Genomic DNA, 20,130 nt, shown 5'->3' on the forward strand with positions numbered 1-20,130 from the left:
GGTCGGGTTCGCTGGCGGATGAACTCCAGAAGTGCACCCAGCGTGTTATGTCAGACTGGGTCGAAGTCGGTATCGAGGGAGTTTTGGTTATGACGCTGCGGGTGAAGGGGGCCATCGCCACCGCGCTGTGCGTGGTCGGAGTGGCCGCCGGAATCAGTCTCGGCAGCGGTTCGGCGCTCGCCGATCCGGACCAGGCGCCCGCCGATCCCGGGATCGCCGACGTGCCACCCGTGCAAGTGCCGCCACCGGTCGACCCGGCGGCGTTCCCGCCGCCAGCGCCCGCGGCAGACCCGTTCGCTCCGCCGCCGCCACCGCCGGTCGACCCGGTGGCCGCCCAACAAGCCGCCGCGGCAGCCGCCGGTCCGGTGAAGGGCCAGAACCCGACGCCCTACACCGGTGACCCGGTGTTCGCGCCGCCGAGCTTCAATCCGGTGAACGGCGCCATGGTGGGCGTGGCCAAGCCGATCATCATCAACTTCGCGCGTCCGATCGCGAACCGGCCGATGGCCGAGCAGGCGATCCACATCTCTTCGGTGCCGCCTGTTCCGGGCGCCTTCTACTGGTTGACCGACACCCAGGTGCGGTGGCGGCCCTACAACTTCTGGCCGGCCGGCACCATCGTCAACATCGACGCCAGCGGCGCGAAGTCCAGCTTCCGCGTCGGAGACGCCGTGGTGGCCACTGCTGACAACGCCACGCACCAGATGACGATCACCCGCAACGGCAAGCTCGAGCAGACCTTCCCGATGTCGATGGGTAAGCCTGGCCACGACACCCCGAACGGCACCTACTACGTGCTCGAGAAGTTCCCGGACATCGTCATGGACTCGGCGACCTACGGCGTGCCGAGCGATTCACCCGACGGGTACAAGGTTCACGTCAAGCTCGCCGTGCGGATCGACAACCAGGGCAACTTCGTGCACAGCGCGCCGTGGTCGGTGGGAGACCAGGGAAAGCGCAATGTCAGCCACGGCTGCATCAACCTCAGCCAGGCCAACGCGCAGTGGTTCTACGACAACTTCGGCAGCGGTGACCCGATCATCGTGAAGAACTCGGTAGGCACCTACAACAAGCCCGACGGCGCCGACGACTGGCAGTGGCAGCTGTCCTAGCCAGTCGGCTGCCGGCCGGGCCGCTTTCAAAGCTCAGGCACAGAAACGAACTCCACAATGGGGTTCGTGCCGCCTACCCCGACACCGCCGTCGCCGACGCCGTCGGCACCGTTGCCTCAGCTCCCCGCGCCTGACTTTCACCAGTACGCGCACGGGGTTTCACTGCTGGGCGGCTGGCTGCCGCTGACCGTCGAGATCGTCGCCGCGATCGCGCTGATCGTCGCGATCGGATGGCGGCGGAGCAGGCGCTGGTGGCTGGTTTGGCTGCCGGTCTGCGTGGTCGTCGGCCTGCTCGGCGCGCTCGCCGCGCGCCTGTACGTCAACTCCGAGGGGCTGGCCTCAGATCCGGCCCCGTTCTATTTGTGGGTCTGGATAGGGGTTTTCGCCGCCGGGGTCGCGGTGGCGGTACTTGGCTGGCGCGGAAGCTCCTGGTGGCGACGAGGTGTCGCCGTCCTGGCGATTCCGTTGACCTTGGTGGCGGCCCTGCTGGCGCTGAACAAGTGGGTCGGGTATTACCCGAGCGTGCAAACAGCCTGGGGCGCCCTGACGGCCGGGCCACTGCCGAACCAGATCGACGCCGCCGAACTGCCCGGCCTGCGCAACACCGTGCAGACGACAGGCAAGCTCGTCGAGGTCGACATCCCGGCAGATGCAAGCGGATTCAAGCACCGCAGTGAGTACGTCTACCTGCCGCCGGCCTGGTTCGCCGGCCCGACCCCACCCCGGTTGCCGGTCATCATGATGGTCGCCGGCGAGTTCAACACCCCGGCCGACTGGATCCGCACCGGCAACGCGATGCCGATCATCGACGGCTACGCGAAAGCCCATGGCGGACAAGCCCCGATCTTCGTGTTCGTCGACTCCGGCGGCAGCTTCAACAACGACACCGAATGCGTCAACGGTCCCCGCGGCAACGCTGCCGACCACCTGACCAAGGACGTTCGGCCCTACTTGGCACAGCAATTCGGCGCATCCGATCAGGCGGCCAACTGGGCGGTGGTCGGCTGGTCGATGGGCGGCACGTGCGCGATCGACCTGACCGTCATGCATCCGGATCTGTTCAGCACCTTCGAGGACATCGCCGGCGATCACGGCCCGACCTCAGGGACCAAAGACCAGACGATCAGCAGGCTCTACGGCGGCGACGCCGCCAAGTGGGACGAGTTCGATCCGCGGACCGCGATGATGCGGCACGGCCCGTATCAGGGTGTCGCAGGGTGGTTCGAGGACACCGTGACGCCGACCAACACCGCATCGCCGTACGGCGGGGGCGGGGGGCACCGGCCGCAATCCGACGCACCCACCGGCTTCGGCGGGCACGACGAGTTCAAGGACTCCGATGAGGCCGGAGCGGCCGACGATCTGTGCGCGACGGCAAAGACGGTCGGCATCTCCTGCTCAGTGCACCGCATCATCAGCTTCCACACCTGGCAGTTCGCCGAGCGCGCCTTCTCCGATGCGCTGCCGTGGCTGGCGGCTCAGATCAAGACGCCGGGCGCGACGGATTCGCCGGCCTGACGTCATGTCTTAAGCCGACTGCCGCAGCACCCAGGCAGGCCAACGCCACGATCACTGCGAACCACGGGAACACCTGCGCCAGCGGCCATGTGGTGGCCGCCCAGCCCGCGGCGATCGTGGGCAGCGCCATCGCGGTATAGGCCAGCAGGTAGAACGCCGACATCGTCTCACCGCGGCGGTCCGAGGGCACCACGTCGGACAGGTGGCGCAGCGAGCCGCCGAAACCAAGTCCGAACGTCGCACCCAGCAGTGCCGCGGCGGCGAACACCAGGGGCCAGCGGTGGGTGAGCAGCACCGGGATCGTCAGCAGCAGTGCGGCGGCCATGCCGATGTCCCCGATCACCGCCGAGCGCCGGGCCGGAACCCGGGTGGCCACCAGCTGCGCCATGGCAGCCGAGAACGCCGTCACCCCGACCACGCCGCCGCCGAACACCAGGTTGTGCACGTGGGTCTGCTGCGCGGCCAACGACGGGTACAGCGACAGCAGCACACCGAGCACCGACCAGGACGCCATCGCGCCCAGGGCGGCGAACCAAAAGTCCTCGCGGATCGCCTGTGGCACAGCCGGTTTGCTGATCCGGATTCGGCCGCCGGTGCGGCCTTCATGGGTTTCCCGCAGGGCCACCACGCCGACGCCGACGATTGCGCACACCACCGCGACGACCGCATACGGGGTGCGCAGCGGGTGCGCGACGTACTGCGCCAGCAGCGACGAGCCGACGATCGCCACCGTCATGCCGATGTTGAAGCTGACGCCGCTGAGCTGGCCGCTGCGCACCCCGTGGTGCGGCCGTAGGTCCAGTAGCGCGGCGGCGGCGGCGACGACGATCGAACCGACGGCGGCGCCGTGAATGGTGCGGGCCAGCAGCAGCATCTCGAAGTTGTCGGCGATCAGGAAGATGCCAAGACCGGCGATCAGTGCGATGAGTGCGCCGAGGAGCACCGGCTTGCGGCCGACGACGTCGGAGATGCGGCCGGACACCAGCACCGCCGCCAACGCGGCGAAGGCGTACACCGCGAACACGATGGTGGTGGCGAGCGGCGAGAGATGCCAGTTCGATTCGTAGATGCCGTACAGCGGCGCGGGCAGGCCCGAGACGCCGAGTGCGACGCCGCTGAGCACCAGAAGCAGGGGGTACGCCCAGCGCTGGCCGGTGCGGTCAGCGGGTGACGTCTCCTGCACACAGGCCATGACAACTCCGGAGTAGTTTGATGGTCATCGAACCCGTTCGAGCGTACGCTAGGTTTGATACTGATCAAACTTCGCAGGCCGTGATGGCGGACACAGGAGACAACCGTGGTTGAGGTGCAGGCATTCCCTGCCGACAGCTATCCCGTCCATCGGGTCGGCCCGCTGCACCAGGTGCTCGCGGCCCTGCAGGATCCCGCTCGGCTGGAGATGATCAGGCGGCTGCACAACGCCGGCGCACCCTTGCAGTGCAGCGCGCTCTACGACGGCATCAACAAGTCCACGGCCACCCACCACTTCAAGATCCTGCGCGAAGCCGGATTGCTCGAGCGATTGGTTCTCGGCGGTCTCACCCACCAACGGCTGCGCGCCGAGGAAGTCGACGCTGCACTACCCGGGCTGCTGGCCTCGGTGGTCGACGGCGCCAACCGAGAAGTCGCCGCCCGCGGTTAGCTCCAGATGCGGACGCGCCGGTCGGGCTCGAGATACAACTCGTCGTCCTCGCTGACATCGAACGCCTCATAGAACGCGTCCATGTTGCGGATCACGCCGTTGCAGCGGAACTCCGGGGGTGAGTGCGGATCGGTCGCCAGGCGCCGAATCGCCTCGGCCTCACGAGATTTCGTACGCCACACCTGCGCCCAGCCGAAGAACACCCGCTGCCTACCGGTCAGGCCGTCGATCACCGGCGCTTTCTTGCCGTCCAGCGACAGCTCGTAAGCCAGCAGCGCGATCGACAGTCCGCCCAGGTCGCCGATGTTCTCGCCGACGGTGAACGCGCCGTTGACGTGGTGGCTCGGCTGGAGCCCGCGCGGTACGAACTCTTCATACTGCTCGATGAGTTGCTTGGTGCGCGTGCCGAACTCGGTGCGGTCCTCGTCGGTCCACCAGTCGACGAGATTGCCGTCGCCGTCGTACTTGGCGCCCTGGTCGTCGAATCCGTGGCCGATCTCGTGGCCGATCACGGCGCCGATCCCGCCGTAGTTGGCCGCGTCATCGGCCTCGGCGTCGAAGAACGGCGGCTGCAGAATCGCCGCGGGGAACACGATCTCGTTCATGCCCGGGTTGTAGTAGGCGTTGACCGTCTGCGGGGTCATGAACCACTCGTCGCGATCGACCGGGCCGCCGAGCTTGGCCATTTCCCGGTCGTGGGCCACCTCGGCACCGCGAATCACATTGCCGTACAGATCGTTTCGATCGATCACCAGTGCCGAGTAGTCACGCCACTTCTTCGGATAGCCGATCTTGGCGGTGAACTTGTCCAGCTTGGCCAGCGCGCGCTGACGGGTCTCCGGCGTCATCCACTCCAGGTCGTTGATGCTGACCCGGTAGGCCTCACGCAGGTTGTCGACGAGCACGTCCATGCGGGCCTTGGCATCCGGCGGGAAGTGCCGCTCGACATAGAGCCGTCCGACCGCGTCGCCCATCAGGCTCTCCACCAGCGACACGGCCCGCTTCCAGCGTTCGCGGATCTGCTCGGTGCCCGACAGGGTGCGACCGTAGAAATCGAAGTTCGCCTCCACCACCGCCTCGGTCAGGTAGGCGGCGCGCGCGTTGATCAGGCGCCAGCGCGCCCAGTCCTGCCAGTCGGCGAAGTCGTGGCCCGACCACAGCTCGGCGAACGCGGTGAGGTAATCAGGTTGGCGCACAACGAGTTCGGCCACCACGTCCGGTTTGGTGCCCTGCGCGCCGATCCAGCCGGCCCAGTCGAAGCCGGGCGCCTCTACGGGCAGATCGGTGAAGTTGCGCAGGTTATAGGTCAGGTCCGCGTCGCGGCGCTTGACGACATCCCAGTGCGCGGCAGCCAGTTTGGCCTCCAGTGCGACGATCCGCGCGGCCCGCTCGGTGTGGTCGTCGGCGGTGCCGCCCAGAACGAGCGCGAACATCGTGGCGATATGCGCCGGGTAGGCACCCAGGATGGAGGCGTGCTGCTCGTCGCGGTAGTACGACTCGTCCGGCAGACCCAGACCCGACTGCGTGACGTGCAGCAGGTACCGCGTCGAGTTCTTGGAATCGGTGTCGATGTAGAGCCCGACGCCACCGCCCACGCCGGTGCGCTGCAGCGAGCCGATCACCGCGGCCAGCGCAGCCGGATCGGCCGCGGTATCGATATGCGCCAGCTCGTCGAGCAGCGGCTGCACGCCGCGGCGCTCGACGGCCTCGGCGTCCAGGAAGCTGGCGTAGAGGTCGCCGATCCGTTGCGCATCGCTGCCCGGCTCGCTTCTGCCATCTCCCGAGTCGCTGCGCTCCTGCCCACCGGCCGCGGCCATGATGAGCTCGCGCACCTGCTCCTCGGCCCGGTCGTACAACGTCCGGAACGCGCCGTCGGTGGCCCGGTCACCGGGGATGGTGTACTCGGCCAACCAGCGTCCGTTGACGTGGCCGAACAGATCGTCTTGGGGGCGAACCTGGGCTTCGACGTGGGACAAGTCGATACCCGAGCGCAGCGTTTCTACCGTCACCCAACCATCCTTACCAGAGGTCCGACCTCGGCGTCCGGCCCGCAGGTGGCCGCCCGGTAGCCTCGCCTTCATGCCTGAGGCCGAACCGACCGATGACGGCGCCGACGAGCGGACCTTCACCGGCTACGGCGTCGCCTCTGCCGTTCTTGGTGTGGTGGCTGTCGCGGCCGTCGTGTTGGGCGTGCTGATCTGGTCCGGGCACCACGACGCCGCCGACGAGCGGGCCTATCAGTCCAAGGTGATGTCGGCCGCCGCGAACTGGACAAGTGTTCTGATCAACATGAACGTCGACAACGTCGACGCCAGCCTGGCGAAACTGCACGACGGCACCGCCGGCCAGCTCAACTCCGATTTCGAAGCCGCCATCAAGCCCTACCGCGAGGTGGTCCGCACCCTGCAGGCCCGCACCACGGGACAGATCGAGTCGGTGTCCTTCGAAGCGGTGCACCACGACCTGAACGTGCAGCCGGGTCAACCTCCGCAGGCGCCCGCCCTGCCGCCGGAGCTGGCCAAACGCACCGACTCCGTGCTCGTGGTCGCCACCTCGGTCAGCGAGAACTCCGGCAACAAGCCCACCACCGTGCGCTGGAACCTGCGGCTGGGCGTCTCCGATGTGGACGGCAAGCTGATGATCTCGCGGCTGGAGTCGCTGCGATGAGAAACCTGGCCCGCGTCCTGGCGTTCGACACCGTGGCGCCGCTGGCCGCCATCGCGGCCCTGTTGTCCATCGGCGTGGTGCTCGGCTGGCCGCTGTGGTGGGTGGCGGTGTGTTCGATGCTGTGCCTGCTCATCGTCGAAGGCGTGATCGTCAACATCGTGCTGTTCCGCCGGGATTCGGTGACCGTCGGTACCGACGACGACGGCCCCGGCCTACGCCTGGCCGTCGTCGCGCTGGCCACCACGGCGCTGGTCGCCACCGTCATCGTCGGCTACACCCAGTGGACGCGCCCGGACCGGGATTTCATCCGCGACTCCGCCGAGGTGGTGCGCATCGCGACCGCCGCGTCCGAAGCCACCGCGACGTTCACACCGGCCGATCCGATGTCGTCGATCGACCGGGCCGCTACGTTCATGGCACCCGACCGGGCCGATGCGTTCAAGAACGAATTCTCCCAAGCCACTTCAGATCTGGCCAAGAAGAACATCTCCGCCACCGCGCAGACCACGTCCGCCGGGCTGGAGGCGCTGGGTCCCGCGGCAGCCAGTGTGGCGGTGGTGATGCGGGGCACCCAAAGCCAGCCGGGTCAGCAGCCCAGTACCGCTGTGCTGGCGCTGCGGGTCAGCCTTGCCAAGCAGGACGGCCGGTGGCTGGTGCTCGACATCTCGCCGATCAACGCCCGATGAGCCGGGCGTAGTCCACCTTCAGGCACCGGTCCATCACGACGCGCAGCCCGGCGGCGCGCGCCTGCTCAGCCACCTCGTCATGCCACAGACCCTGTTGCAGCCACAGGTATTTCGGATGCGGGCTCAGCGCGAGCGTGTCCGCCAGTACCCCAGGAAGATCGTCGTAACGGCGGAACACGTCGACCATGTCCGGCACGACGGGCACTTCGGCCAGCGACGGATAGACCCGCGCGCCGTCGATGTCACTGATGTTCGGGTTCACCGGATACAGCTCGAAATCGCTGAACCGCGCCAGATACTCGTACACCTCGTGGCTCGGCCGAGCCGGATTGTCAGAGGCGCCCACCACGGCGACCGTGCGGGTGTCACGCAGAATCGCTTCCAGCTCAGCCGAATTCGGGGTCAACGGCTCAGTCTCCGCCGGACGCGCGCTGGGCGCGCATCTTGGCGAACCGGTCCGACAGCCTGCGCATCCGGATCATCAGCGACGCAGGCGGACTGACCGTGGCGTCGAGATAGGAGACCAGATCCGATTGAGCCACCCCGATGCGGGAGGCGAATTCCTGCTCGGCCAAGCCGGACCGGTCGAGCAGCAGCCGGACGTGCCGGGCGGCCTCGGCGCGCTCGTTGGCCTCCAGGTGGCTGCGGGCGCGCAGCAGCACCTCGACCAGTGCTTTCGAGATGCCGTACGGCTGTGAGTGTTCGAGCACTTCCTCGACCTGGCGGGCGGTCCGGCCGTAGGGATCTCGCTTGATGGCCATCACGATCCGCTGCCAGACGGTGATGTCGCCGCTCTCGAGCGCCTCACGGATCGAGGCCGTGGGCCAGAACTCGACGGGACGGGGGTCGATGAATGATTGTGCGGCCGCTGCGGGTACGGCATCGCGTTCCGCTGCCACCGTCACCTCGCCTCCTCCAGGATCGCCACCGCCACCGCAAGGCAACGCTGCCTGATCCGCTCCCATTCGGCGGCCCCCTCCGGCCCTGCCCACCGCTCGTCGTCGCCGACATCGGACGGGTTGGGGTCGGCCAGCCGGCGGACCAGCTGAGTCGCCACCCATTGTCGCTTAGGTTGTTCAGAACAGTAATACCGGTCCATCCCTGCGAGTACCACCGCGGCGGTCTCGGTATCCATCCCACCCACCAGGTCGGCGAACTCGGCGAAATCCGACCGGCTGTTGCGGCACATGATCAGGAACGCCTGCATGCGCAATGTCTCCGCGCACGTCGGGATCTGCAGCCGGTCACCCGTCGACAGCTGGACGTGGGTGGTCTCCACCGGGCTGAGCCGCTCCACGCCGCCGTGCCCGTCGTCGGCGGCACCGGTCTCCAGCGCGTCGAGGGCGATCGCGAGCCGGCCCCGCCACATCGTGACCGGGTGGATCGGCCGCGGCGCCGACGTCCTGGCGCTGCGGTAACCGCGGATCAGCTTGACGGTCGACGTACCGCCCGGGCCGATGCGGACGGGTCGGGCGCGGGCGTCGTCGCTGCCCTTGACCTTGCCGGCCAGCTCGCTGCACCCGGTGAACGCCAGCGGATCCGCCACGCTCACCGCGTCCGGGGCCAGCGTCTTCAGCTTGGCCGCGCCCTTGACCACCATCTTCAGATCGGCGGCCGGCGGCGCCAGCGACGAGATGTCGTCGGGAATGACGACCAGGTCGCCGAGGTCGACCTTGGGCAGCGGCTTTTCGAAGTCCACCGACGGCAGGATCCGGGCCAGCCAGGCCGGCAGCCACCAGTTCCACTGGTCGAACATCGCCATCAAGGCAGGCACCAGGACCAGCCGGACGATCGTGGCGTCGACGGCGATCGCCACCGCACACGCCACCCCCAGTTCGGCGACCAACGGCATGCCTGCGAACGCGAACCCGATGAATACCGCGATCATGATCAGCGCGGCGCTGGTGATCGTGCGGGCACTGGTGGACACGCCGTAGGCGACGGCGTCGCGGGTGTCACCGACCTGCACGTAGCGCTCCCGGATGCGGGTCAGCAGGAAGATCTCGTAGTCCATCGACAGGCCGAACGTCATCGCCAGCACCAGTGGCGGGATCGTCGAGTCGATGGAGGTGATCCGATGGAAGCCCAGCCCTTCCAGCCAGCCCCACTGGAAGACCATCACCAGGCTGCCGTAGGCCGCGGCGACGGACAGCACCGTCATCAGCACGCCCTTGAAGGCCAGGAACACCGACCGCACCGAGATCAGCAGCATCACGAACGCGATCGCCGCGACGAACACGAAAACCAGCGGCTGGGTGTGTCCGACCCGGTCGTCGAAGTCCTTGATCAGTGCGGTCGGCCCGCCTACGTCGATCTGCGCGCCCTTCGCCGCGGGCAGTGCGGTGAGGTGGCTGCGCATCCAGTCGATCGAATTGCGGGCGGCGAGGTCCTCGGGGTCCACCGACAAGATCGCCGAGATCAGTGCGCTGCTGTTGTTGTTGGCGAACACCGGCGTCGACACCGAAACGACGTCGGGCGCCTTCGAGATCTCGTTGTTGATCGCGCCCAGCGCGGCGGCGTTCTTCGGGTCGGAGGCCGCGCCACCCGGGAAGGTGACCAGCACCCGCACCGGGCCCAGCGCGCCGGGCCCGAGTGCCTGGGCGGCCGCGGCCACCCCGCCGCGGATCTCATGGGTGGCCGGGAACTGGCGCTGCATACTGTTGCCGAGCACCATCGAGAACGCGGGTGCGGCCATCAGCAGGAGCACCGCCGTCGCACCCAGCGCCGACAGCCACGGCCTGCGCATCACCTCGCCGACCCAGCGGGTCCAGAACCGCGATTGGGTCGCCTCGGCGCGGCGCGACCACTGCAGCATCCGCGAACGTCGGGCCACCGGCCTGCCGAACGTGGCCAGCACCGCCGGGGTCAATGTCGTCGAGGTCAGCACCGCGACCGCCACGGCCAGGATCGCGCCGGTGGCCATCGACCGCAGCACCGGCGTGTTGATCAGGTAGATGCCGGTCAGCGAGGCGATCACGGTCAGACCGGACAGCAGCACCGCCAGACCCGAGGTGGCCATCGCGGCGTCGGCGGCCTGCTGCGGGTCTCGGCCCGCGCGCAGTTCCTCGCGGTAGCGCATCAGGATGAACAGTGAATAGTCGACGGCCAGTGCGATACCGAACATCGACACCGTCGACGTCACGAACACCGACATGCTCATCACGGTCGACAGCAGATAGACCACGCCCATGGTCACCACGACGGTGCACACCGCCAGCAGGAGCGGGACCGCCGCGGCCGCCAGCGAGCCGAATACCGCGAGCAGAACAATCAGAACGATCGGCAGGTTCCATCGCTCGGCCTCGGCGATGTCGTGTTTGGTGCTGGTCTGGGCGGCGGCGCCGAGCGCGCCCTGACCGATCACATAGAGCTTGACCCGGCCGTTCTGGATCTGGCCGGGCTGATCGCCGGTGACACCGATCTTTTGGCGCAGCTGCCGCGCGACGTCGACCGCGCCGGTGTTGTTGAAGTCCAGCCGCAGCGACACCACGTAGGGCCGGTCCGGGGCGGGTGCGGGCTGACCCTGGTTGGGCACCACCATCACGCTGGGAACCTGCTTGGCGACTTCCTCCAACTGCGCGACGGCGGTGTTCATGTCGGCGTAGCTCGCGTCGGCGCGAGGCGCGGCCACCAAGGCGAGAGGGGACGCACCCTGGTCGGGGAAATGGTCCTCGAGCTGATACTGCACATGCAGCGACTGGGAGCCGGCGACGTCGAAGCCACCACCGGTCAGGTGATTGGACTCGGTGAGGGCCAGATATACCGACGGCACCAATGCCAGCAACCAGCACGCGAACACCAGCCAGCGGAATCTGCGCAGGTTGCCGCTGAGGCGCATCATGAACTGCTGGATGGCTGTCTCCCCGCATTCTCCCCGGATTGCGTGGTTGCGAGCGTACCGCAGATGCCTGTGCGCTGACCTGTCGTGACCGGCGGTCTTAGCTGGATTGAGACGTCGGCGATCAGGCATTCGTTACCTGCGCACGAGTGGCGGTCCGGCCGTTGCCGATGGCAGGATGTCCACCGACCACACCCACGGTCGGGGACCGTGCCGAGTCGTAGCGATGCTGCGCCCCGGCGTGACGTCATTCAAACGTCAGCGAAGTCGAGGAGTCCCCATGTCTGCATCCACCATCTCCACCATCTCCGCCGGCGCGGGCCTGCGCCGCGGGGTGTGTGCCGTGCTGGCCGCCACCGCCGCCGGCGGTGCCGCCCTGCTGGCGCTGTCGACATCGGTGTCGGTGTCGGTGGCGACCGCAGCCCCCGACCCGTGCGCGGCCAGCCAGCTCGCCAAGACGGTCGGCACGGTGGCCACCAACACCGGGACTTATCTGGACGCGCACCCGCAGACCAATCAGGCGCTGACGACGATCTCCCAGCAGCAGGCCGGTCCGCAGACCGTGGTCGCGCTGAAGAGTTATTTCGACGCCAACCCGCAGGCCGCCAAGGATCTGCAGGCCATCCAGCAGCCGTTGACGAGTATGTCCACCCAGTGCAAGCTGCCGGTGAGCCTGCCGCAACTGCTCGGCCTGCTGCAGTCGGCTCAGACCGGCGGCCTGCCTGCAACGGCGCCGGGCGCGCTGACGGGTACGCCAGCGGCGCAACAACTCTCCGGCAACCAGGCCGTACTCGGCAACGGCCCGTTGCCGGGCCCGGCCACGATCGGTACTCGCTGAATCGGCGCGCTCGACGACCCCTCAGAAGCCGCCCTGAGCAGCCACATCGGAACATTCTTACGATTGGTTAAGCTCAAGGCGCGAAAGTCTGCAGCAATTCTGCTTAGCTTTCTTCTGTCAGTACCGGTTACTGGCAGTGCTTCTCCCAACGCTAAGGAGTCCGAGCATGTTGCTTAATGCCCGTCTGGCCCGTCGCGCGGTCGTCGGAGCGATCGGCACGGGCGCCGTCGCCGGCGCGATGCTGATTGGCGCAGCCCCGTCGGCGCTGGCCGACCCGCCGCCGAACTGCACCGCCGCCGACCTCGCCGGGGTGGCCGCGGGTGTGTCCGCGGCGACGTCGGCCTATCTGTTCACGCACCCGGACGTCAACGCGTTCTTCACCGGTCTGGAGGGTGCCCCGCGCGACACCATCCGGACCCAGGTGAAGCAGTACCTGGACTACAACCCTTCGGTGAAAGCAGACCTGCAGGGCATCCGTCAGCCGCTTGTCGACTTGAAGAACCGCTGCGGCAATAGCCCCAACGTTCCTGCCTCTTAGTCCGCAGTGCGGCTAGGACAGCAGCCCGCGCAGGAAGGCGCTGGCCGCACCGTCCTGATGGTCGACGACGACCCGGACGTCCGGACTTCGGTCGCCCGCGGTTTACGGCATTCCGGCTTCGACGTTCGGGTCGCGGCGACTGGCAAGGAAGCGTTGCGGCTGTTGGCGACCGAGAATCACGACGCGTTGGTGCTCGACGTCCAGATGCCGGAGCTCGACGGTGTGGCGGTGGTGACCGCGCTGCGAGCGCTGGGCAACGACATTCCGATCTGCGTGCTGTCGGCCCGCGACACCGTCAACGATCGCATCGCCGGTCTGGAGGCCGGCGCCGACGACTACCTGACCAAGCCGTTCGATCTGGGCGAGCTGGTGGCCAGATTGCACGCGCTGCTGCGGCGGGCGTCGCATTCACACGAGGGTTCGGACGCCGTCACGATCGGACCGCTGACCATCGACACCGCCCGGCGGCTGGTGTTCGTCAACGGCGACCGGGTCGAGCTGACCAAACGCGAATTCGACCTGTTGGCGGTGCTCGCCGAAAACTCCGGTGTGGTGCTGTCCAGGCAGCGGCTGCTGGAGTTGGTGTGGGGCTACGACTTCGACGTCGACACCAACGTCGCCGACGTGTTCATCAGTTATCTGCGCCGCAAACTCGAACGCGAGGGTGTGCCGCGGGTGATCCATACGGTGCGCGGCATCGGATACGTCCTCCGGTCGGAGCCGTGATCCGGTCGTGAGTTCGCTGGGCCAGAGCCTGTCCCTGCGCAGCCGGGTTGCCCTGGCTGCCGCATTGGCCGCCGCGATCGTTGTCGCGCTGCTGGCGGTGCTGACCTCGATCGTGCTGGCGAACAACGATGAGGCGCAACTGGACAAGCGTCTCGACTCGATCGTCGACGCCAGCATGTATCCCGAACAGCTGCGCGATCCCAGCCGCGTGGTGACGACGGGACGATCCCGGCGTACCGGCCAGGTGATGTTCCAGCGCGGGTTCCAGTTGCCGCCGCTGCCGCCCGGGACCGCGACGGTCACCGTCAACGGCTTCGACTATCGGGTGCGGACGGTGACCGTCGACCAGTCCGGCGGGATTCTGGTCTCGATCGGTATCCGCGCCGACAGCATCCTGTTGAGCCGCGCCAGAATTCCGCTCTATGTGTTGATCGTCTGTCTCGCGGTGATGGTGGCGCTGGCGCTGGGCTGGATCCTGGCCGGCCCAGCGATCCGGCCGCTGCTGAAGCTCACCGAGCAGACCCGGCGATTGGGGACCGGCCACGATCGCCTCGATCCGGTGCACGGCTCCCGGGAGGCCGAGGATCTGTCCGAGGCGATGATCGCGATGCTCAACCGGCTTGCGGATGCCCAGGCGGCGACCACGAATTCGCTTCAGGCAGCACAGGATTTCGCGGCCAACGCCGCCCACGAACTGCGCACTCCGCTGACCGCGATGCGCGCTGACCTGGACACGCTGCGCATCCACGACCTGCCGCCCGAGGAGCGGGAGGAGGTGGTCGCGGATCTGGCGCGCGCGCAGCGCCGGGTGGAGGCGATCATCACCGCGCTGGGGCAGTTGGCCTCCGGGCAGCTGGCCCGCGCCGAGGACCGCGAGCCGATCGATGTCGCCGAGATGCTCGATCGGGTTGCGCGGGAGAACATCCGGTCCGGGGTGGGGGAGATCATCGTGGAGGCCGACGAGGCCGGCACGGTGTGGGGCTGGCCGGCCGGGTTGCGGTTGGCCGTGGACAACCTGGTGCGCAACGCGATCACCCACGGGGAAGCCACCCGCATCGTGCTGCGGGCCCGCCGCCAGGGCCCGCTGCTGGCCATCACCGTCGACGACAACGGTCGTGGTCTGCCGGCCGAAGAGCATCGAAAAGTGTTGGGCCGCTTCGCCCGTGGCAGCACAGCCACTGCAGGCGGTTCGGGGCTCGGCTTGGCGCTGGTGGCTCAGCAGGCCGCGCTGCACGGTGGCGACATCGAACTCTCCGACGGCCCACTCGGCGGCTTGCGCGCCGTGTTGACGGTCTCGACCGCCCCGGAACCCGGGTTCCCGGCGGGGCAGGCTTAACCGCTGCGTTTGGCGACGACGGCGGCGACGCCGCGCCAGCCCAGCAGCATTACCGCCGTCACCACCGATGCGACGACGATGAAGCTCACCGCAACGCCTTGAGAACTGGCCTTGCGCAACAACATTCCCACCACCACGGTGCAGACCCAGACGATCACGCCGGTCGGCGCGATAGCGGTCGGTGCGCGCCAGGCCCGGGAGATCAGCCAGCCGGCGACGGTGCCGGACAGGAACGGCCATGCCGTCTCGGCGATTCCGGCAAGCGTCAGGCCTTCGGCGTGGCTGCGGCGACCGATCGCGCAGAACACCACGACGCAGACGATGTCGCCGGCCAGCGCCAGTACGGCCGGGCGGGTGTCGCTACGAACTGCCATGTTCGGATTCAAGCACACGCCGCGGATCAGGGTTGGGCGTCGTCGTCGGGGTCCGGGCACGGCGGCGGCACCGGGCCCTGGAGGGCGGTGTCGGCCGGATCGTCGACGGTCGCGCTGCCGCTGTGGGCTTCCGCTGCGGCGATCTCGTCGGCGACCGCGTCCGGGTCCAGCGGACCCTCGGTGCGGAACAGGAAGAAGAACACCACCCAGCCGATCGCCGAGATGAAGATCCAGCTGACCAGCCGATAGATCAGCATCGCCGAGATCGCACCGGACAGCGCCATCCCGCTGGACACCAGGCCGGGTACCAGCACGGCCTCCACGACCAGCAGGCCGCCCGGCATCAACGGGATCGAGCCGACGGCGCGGGCGGCGGCGTAGGCGACGGTCAATCCGGCCAGCGACGGCCTGCCGCCGGTGGCGTAGGCGGCGAAGGCAAGGCACGCCACGTCGCACACCCAGTTGAAGAACGACCAGCCGAACGCCACCCCGAGGGTGCGGCGACTCAAGCTGACCGATTCCAGTTGGTTCAGCGTTTCGCGCCACCTGCGCAGACCGGTGTCGGTGGGCTTGCCGCGCACCGAGTTGACCCAGCCGAGGACCTTGACGCCGATGCCGTCGATGAGTTCGGGACGGGTGGCCACCGCCTGCGCGAGCAGCAGCAGGGCGATGAAACCGCCGAGGGTGAACAGCAGGGAGAACGGATTGTTCTTGGCGCCCAACAGAAATGCGCCACCGAGGCCGAGCAGCGCCAGACCCACCACCTGCAGCGCACCCGACATCACCAACTGCCACGACGCGACCACCGGGGAGGCGCCCCACAGCCGCTGCTGCCGATAGACGAACGTCGCCGAGAGCACGGGACCGCCGGGCATCGTGGTGCTCAGCGCGTTACCCGCATAGAACGCCGCTTCGGAGCGCCACTGGTGGACCACCACCCCGGCCGAACGCAGCAGCGTCCGCTGGATCTGGGCGAAGCTGTGCATCGACAGCATGGCCGCGGCGGCCGCCGCCAGCACCCACCAGCCGTTCGCCGAGATCAGGCTTGTCCAGGCCTTGGCCAGCTGATCCCACACCAGGGTGGCCTCGACGACCAGAACGATCAGCGCGACGCCGAGCAGCGCCCAGCGGACCCACCAGTACTTCCCGCGCGCCGGGGGACCGTGTTCCTCGCGGGCGGCGTTCACCGACGCGTCGTAGGACACGCCGATCAGCGTAACGCTGTCGACATCCCGCGACGGTTTCCGCCGCGGGATGTCGGGGTGGTCAGCGCCTTAGACGACGGTGGTCGGTGCGTTCGGAGTGATGATCGTCAAGTCGTAGCCGGCAGCCTGCCACCCGCTCATGAACACGCCGATCGGCAGCGCTTTGGCCTGCCCGACATTCACACCCTTGTTCTGCATCGAGCTGTCGTTGACGTACACCACGCCGTTCTTCAGATCGACCTGCGTCACCACTGCGGCGTGGTCGGCCGTCCAGTAGCTGTCTTTCGACTCAGGCGTGAAGTCGGTGACCGCGGTCCAGACGATCGAGACCGGGTAGGCCACCATCGCCGATTTCCCTTCGGCCAGTGCGGCTTCGAGGTCCTGCAGCGCTTGCTCGCCGGCCTCCTGCGTCTTGTCGTATTCACGGTAGGTGGCGGTGACGTTGAAGTACTTGTTGATCAGCGCCACGGCGTCCTGGGTCGCGACACCTTCCGCGATGTTGGCGTCCAGGTACATCTTTGCGCCCGGCGTCACGACGGAATCGTTGGTCTTCGCCCAGTCAACCCAGGTCTGCTCGGTGTCCGCCGTCGGCAGCTGCTTGAGCGCCTGCAGGACTGCGGATGCGGCGGCCTGCAGCTGGCAGTTGGAGTAGCTCTGGCTCACCCAGTAGGCGGCGGCGGTGGTTGCGTTGCCGTACTGCTTGGTGCCGTCGACGGTGACTTCGATCGTCTCGTCGAATGTGTCGGGCTTGGCCGCACCGACCATTATCGCGAAGGAATGCAGCATGCCCTGCACCATCCCGGCTAGGCCGGGGAGCTTGGCCGCCGTGCCGTTGTTGACCGTGATGGTGAAGTGGTCGACGATTCCCGGCTGGATGAGTGCGTCGTTTGCGGTGTAGATGAACGTGCCCGGCGTGTCGCCGGCGACGACGCTGCCGAACTTCGGATCTACCTTCACGGTGTAGCTGACGCCGTAGCCGTTGTTGCTTTCGCCCTTGACCGTCACCTGGATCTGTTTGGTCGGACCGGCTTGGCCGCCGACTTCGACGGTGACGCTCGGCGCGCGGTTGAAGAAGATGTAGGCGATCTGGCGGCTGATTTCCTCGAAGAACGCCGCCGGGCCCGCAGGCTGGGCAGCGGCCGACTTCGCCGCCACCGCACTCGCCGCAACTGTCGACGAGCCATTGGCGCCGCGGATGCCCGGGGTTCCGTCGTCCCCGACCGAACCGCCCCGGGTGCCGGCCCCGGCCCCGCCCTCGCCGCCGTCGCCGCCCAGGCCGCCGACGCTGCCGTCGCCGCCCTTGCCGCCGTCTCCGCCGTTGCCGCCGCTTGCGCCGGGACCGGCGTCGATCGCGGCGTAACCACCGGCGGCACCGTCACCGGCCGCACCGCCGGCACCGCCGCGGCCCGCCTCGAGCGTGGCGCTCGCTTCGCCACCGTCGCCGCCGGCACCCCCGCTACCGCCGGAGCCGCCCTGGCCGCCGCCGTATGCGCCGGCGCCGCCGGCACCGCCGTTGCCGCCCGCGCCGCCGTTGGCACCCACACCACCTGCGGCGCCGGCTCCGCCGTTGCCGCCGTTGCCACCCGACCCGCCGGTCACGTCGTTGAGCGAGCGGCCGTACCCGCCGGCACCGCCCTGGCCGCCCTTGCCGCCTTGACCGCTGCCGCCGGCGGCTCCGTTGGAGGCGATGAGGAACAGCACCCGTCCCGTGCCCCCTGCACCCCCGGTTGCTCCGCCGAGGCCGCCGGCGCCGCCGTTGCCGCCGTTGCCGCCGTTCAATCCCGGATCGATGGTCTCGTCGTACGGGGCGTACCCGGTACCACCTTGGCCGCCGTCACCGCCTTGGCCGCCGTCGCCACCCAGGCCCCCGGTACCGATGACCCAGCTGCCGTTGCCGCCTCGACCACCGGAACCGCCCGCACCGCCGGGTGCGCCGTCGCCCCCGTTGATCGAGTAGGACGGGTTCTTGCCGGGATCGGCACCGTTGGTGCCGACGATGCCGGCCTGGCCGAGGCCACCGGCACCGCCGTCTCCGCCCGCGCCGAACATCGACAGCAGGCCGACACTCCCGCCGTTTCCGCCGTCGCCGCCGCCTACTCCGCCTACTCCGCCGTCGCCGCCGCTTCCGGCCCACAGCCCGCCACGTCCGCCGTTGCCTCCGTTACCGCCGTGGTCGGTGGCCGTCACGCCTTTCGCCGGGCTGTCGCCACCGGCCCCGCCGTCGCCGCCGAAGGCGAAGAGCGAGAACAGGCCGCCGTTGCCGCCGTTGCCGCCACGACCGCCGAACGTGGCCTTACCGCCGGCCCCGCCGTCACCGGAACTCGCGCCACCGCCTTCGCCACCGTCACCGGCGATGCCCCAGAACGAGACCAACCCGGTGTCGCCGCCGTTGCCGCCCGTACCACCGGTCTGGCCGTTCAGGATGGCATTACCGCCGGCGCCGCCGGCACCGCCGTTACCGACGTAGAGGCCGCCGGTGCCACCGCGACCGCCGGTGCCTCCCTGGTAGTCGCCGGTCGACGTCCCGCCTGCGCCGCCGGCGCCACCGTTACCTGTCAGGCCGGCCGAACCACCCCGGCCACCCGTCGATGCGGACGCTGTCGTCGCGCCCGCGCCACCGGCACCACCGTTGCCGGTGATCAGGCCTCCGCGCCCGCCGTTGCCGCCGTTGCCGCCGTTGACGGTCACGAGTCCGGCGCCGCCGGCCCCGCCGTTGCCGAACCAGCCCGCGCTGCCGCCGTTGCCTCCGTTGAAACCGTCGCCGCCGTTGCCGAAGACGCCGCTGTTGCCGCCCTTGCAGGAGGTGTTCGACGCGCACGTGTCGGCGGTCCAGGTGTAGCCGTTTCCGGCGAGGATTCCGGCGTTCGGGTGTGTCGCGGTCCCGTCGCCGACGAAGAAGCTGATGATTGTCTGGGCTGCGGCTTCCGGCGTGGGAAGCGCGGACGCCCGCGGGGTCGCGGCCGCTGCGGCGGGGCTCGCCAGCCGAGTGCTGATCGTCGACTTCTTGCTCGAGGTTGCTGTCGCGCTGGCCGAATCGGAGCCGGACGGGGTCGACGAGACCGTGGTGTCCGACGCTGTGGGCCGGACGCTCTTCTTGGGCGCAGCTGAGTGGCCGGTGGATTTCGACGGCCCGCCTGCCGATGAGCTACTCGATGTCGAGGGTCCCTTGGACCCGGCGGAGCCGGTTGAGTCGGCGGCGGCCACCGCAGGCATCGAAGCGATCGCGGCGCCGACACCCAGGGCCACGGCAGATGCGCCAAGCCAGGTCAGCGCGTGCGAATTGGCAAGTGCTGCAAGGCCGAAGTCGACGCGGTTCAACTGCATCTTGGTGCTTCGGTCGCCACGGCGCCCCTTCACCTCCGTGCGATCAACGCCGTCATGACCTGATTTTGAGCCGACAGAATCCACGAACCCACCCCCCGTTTGGGTTTGAACCGACTTGAAGCCAACCGTCGCAACCCGACGTGTACGACGTAGCAAAGGGGAGCTTAAAGCTAATTCACAGCTCCGTCCATAACAACACTTACTTTTGTTGTGAGCGCAAGTTTGTGGTGTCCACATTTGTTTTGCTCGCCATCTCCCGCAGCGGGTGCCGAATCGCGTCGGACGACGTTCCGCAAGCATTCGGACCAACTCCCACTACGCTTGGC

The 20,130-nt window shown here is 68.4% G+C and carries 17 protein-coding genes; 9 read left to right on the top strand and 8 right to left on the bottom strand.

Annotation, left to right across the window (positions count from 1 at the left end; genetic code table 11):
* The first annotated feature begins 89 nt into the window (after nucleotides 1-89).
* Nucleotides 90-1,112 carry a L,D-transpeptidase gene (locus tag Y900_RS14130; protein WP_036342656.1) on the top strand — a complete coding sequence of 341 codons (1,023 nt, stop codon included), beginning with the start codon at nucleotides 90-92 and terminating at the stop codon, nucleotides 1,110-1,112.
* A 66-nt stretch (nucleotides 1,113-1,178) separates the two neighbouring features.
* Entirely contained in the window at nucleotides 1,179-2,630 is a 1,452-nt protein-coding gene (locus Y900_RS14135; RefSeq protein WP_237752557.1) for an alpha/beta hydrolase, read from the top strand.
* Here the strand turns inward: Y900_RS14135 and Y900_RS14140 are convergent.
* Entirely contained in the window at nucleotides 2,596-3,822 is a 1,227-nt protein-coding gene (locus Y900_RS14140) for an MFS transporter (RefSeq protein ID WP_036342657.1), read from the bottom strand. The genes Y900_RS14135 and Y900_RS14140 overlap by 35 nt on opposite strands.
* A 105-nt stretch (nucleotides 3,823-3,927) precedes the next feature.
* Here Y900_RS14140 and Y900_RS14145 point away from each other — a divergent pair, with 105 nt between their 5' ends.
* Complete coding sequence (locus Y900_RS14145; RefSeq protein WP_420329764.1) at nucleotides 3,928-4,272, top strand: ArsR/SmtB family transcription factor; 345 nt, start codon at nucleotides 3,928-3,930, stop codon at nucleotides 4,270-4,272.
* Here the strand turns inward: Y900_RS14145 and Y900_RS14150 are convergent.
* Complete coding sequence (locus tag Y900_RS14150) at nucleotides 4,269-6,281, bottom strand: M13 family metallopeptidase (RefSeq protein WP_036342659.1); 2,013 nt, start codon at nucleotides 6,279-6,281, stop codon at nucleotides 4,269-4,271. The genes Y900_RS14145 and Y900_RS14150 overlap by 4 nt on opposite strands.
* Before the next feature lie 70 nt (nucleotides 6,282-6,351).
* Here Y900_RS14150 and Y900_RS14155 point away from each other — a divergent pair, with 70 nt between their 5' ends.
* Nucleotides 6,352-6,939 carry a hypothetical protein gene (locus tag Y900_RS14155; RefSeq protein ID WP_036342662.1) on the top strand — a complete coding sequence of 196 codons (588 nt, stop codon included), beginning with the start codon at nucleotides 6,352-6,354 and terminating at the stop codon, nucleotides 6,937-6,939.
* Nucleotides 6,936-7,625 (top strand): hypothetical protein, encoded by a 690-nt coding sequence (locus Y900_RS14160; RefSeq protein ID WP_036342665.1) that lies wholly within the window; start codon nucleotides 6,936-6,938, stop codon nucleotides 7,623-7,625. The genes Y900_RS14155 and Y900_RS14160 overlap by 4 nt, the downstream gene beginning before the upstream one ends.
* On the opposite strand, the gene Y900_RS14165 is transcribed toward Y900_RS14160, so the two are convergent.
* Genes Y900_RS14165 through Y900_RS14175 form a run of 3 tightly spaced genes read right to left on the bottom strand, consistent with a single transcriptional unit; the run spans nucleotide 7,612 to nucleotide 11,466 of the window.
* Nucleotides 7,612-8,031 carry a CoA-binding protein gene (locus Y900_RS14165; RefSeq protein ID WP_036342667.1) on the bottom strand — a complete coding sequence of 140 codons (420 nt, stop codon included), beginning with the start codon at nucleotides 8,029-8,031 and terminating at the stop codon, nucleotides 7,612-7,614. The genes Y900_RS14160 and Y900_RS14165 overlap by 14 nt on opposite strands.
* 4 nt (nucleotides 8,032-8,035) lie before the next feature.
* Complete coding sequence (locus tag Y900_RS14170) at nucleotides 8,036-8,530, bottom strand: hypothetical protein (protein WP_036342670.1); 495 nt, start codon at nucleotides 8,528-8,530, stop codon at nucleotides 8,036-8,038.
* A complete protein-coding gene (locus Y900_RS14175; protein ID WP_036342673.1) occupies nucleotides 8,527-11,466 on the bottom strand; it encodes an MMPL family transporter in 2,940 nt (979 codons plus the stop codon). The genes Y900_RS14170 and Y900_RS14175 overlap by 4 nt, the downstream gene beginning before the upstream one ends.
* Nucleotides 11,467-11,743: 277 nt before the next feature.
* Here Y900_RS14175 and Y900_RS14180 point away from each other — a divergent pair, with 277 nt between their 5' ends.
* The 4 genes from Y900_RS14180 (at nucleotide 11,744) to Y900_RS14195 (ending at nucleotide 14,901) form a co-directional block, all read left to right on the top strand.
* Entirely contained in the window at nucleotides 11,744-12,301 is a 558-nt protein-coding gene (locus Y900_RS14180) for a hemophore (protein ID WP_036342674.1), read from the top strand.
* Between the two features lie 166 nt (nucleotides 12,302-12,467).
* On the top strand, nucleotides 12,468-12,839 hold the full coding sequence (locus Y900_RS14185; protein ID WP_036342676.1) for a heme-binding protein: 372 nt from the start codon (nucleotides 12,468-12,470) through the stop codon (nucleotides 12,837-12,839).
* Nucleotides 12,840-12,896: 57 nt separating this feature from the next.
* On the top strand, nucleotides 12,897-13,565 hold the full coding sequence (locus Y900_RS14190; protein ID WP_051660059.1) for a response regulator transcription factor: 669 nt from the start codon (nucleotides 12,897-12,899) through the stop codon (nucleotides 13,563-13,565).
* A gap of 7 nt (nucleotides 13,566-13,572) precedes the next feature.
* Entirely contained in the window at nucleotides 13,573-14,901 is a 1,329-nt protein-coding gene (locus Y900_RS14195) for a HAMP domain-containing sensor histidine kinase (protein ID WP_036342680.1), read from the top strand.
* Here the strand turns inward: Y900_RS14195 and Y900_RS14200 are convergent.
* The 3 genes from Y900_RS14200 to Y900_RS33445 form a co-directional block, all read right to left on the bottom strand.
* On the bottom strand, nucleotides 14,898-15,275 hold the full coding sequence (locus Y900_RS14200; RefSeq protein WP_036342683.1) for a DUF3054 domain-containing protein: 378 nt from the start codon (nucleotides 15,273-15,275) through the stop codon (nucleotides 14,898-14,900). The two genes, Y900_RS14195 and Y900_RS14200, sit on opposite strands and share 4 nt — an antisense overlap.
* A gap of 26 nt (nucleotides 15,276-15,301) precedes the next feature.
* Nucleotides 15,302-16,480 carry a lysylphosphatidylglycerol synthase transmembrane domain-containing protein gene (locus tag Y900_RS14205; RefSeq protein WP_036342684.1) on the bottom strand — a complete coding sequence of 393 codons (1,179 nt, stop codon included), beginning with the start codon at nucleotides 16,478-16,480 and terminating at the stop codon, nucleotides 15,302-15,304.
* A gap of 69 nt (nucleotides 16,481-16,549) precedes the next feature.
* On the bottom strand, nucleotides 16,550-19,804 hold the full coding sequence (locus Y900_RS33445; RefSeq protein WP_157838253.1) for a cysteine peptidase family C39 domain-containing protein: 3,255 nt from the start codon (nucleotides 19,802-19,804) through the stop codon (nucleotides 16,550-16,552).
* Nucleotides 19,805-20,130 lie beyond the last annotated feature (326 nt).

Source organism: Mycolicibacterium aromaticivorans JS19b1 = JCM 16368 (assembly GCF_000559085.1).
GTDB lineage: Bacteria > Actinomycetota > Actinomycetes > Mycobacteriales > Mycobacteriaceae > Mycobacterium > Mycobacterium aromaticivorans.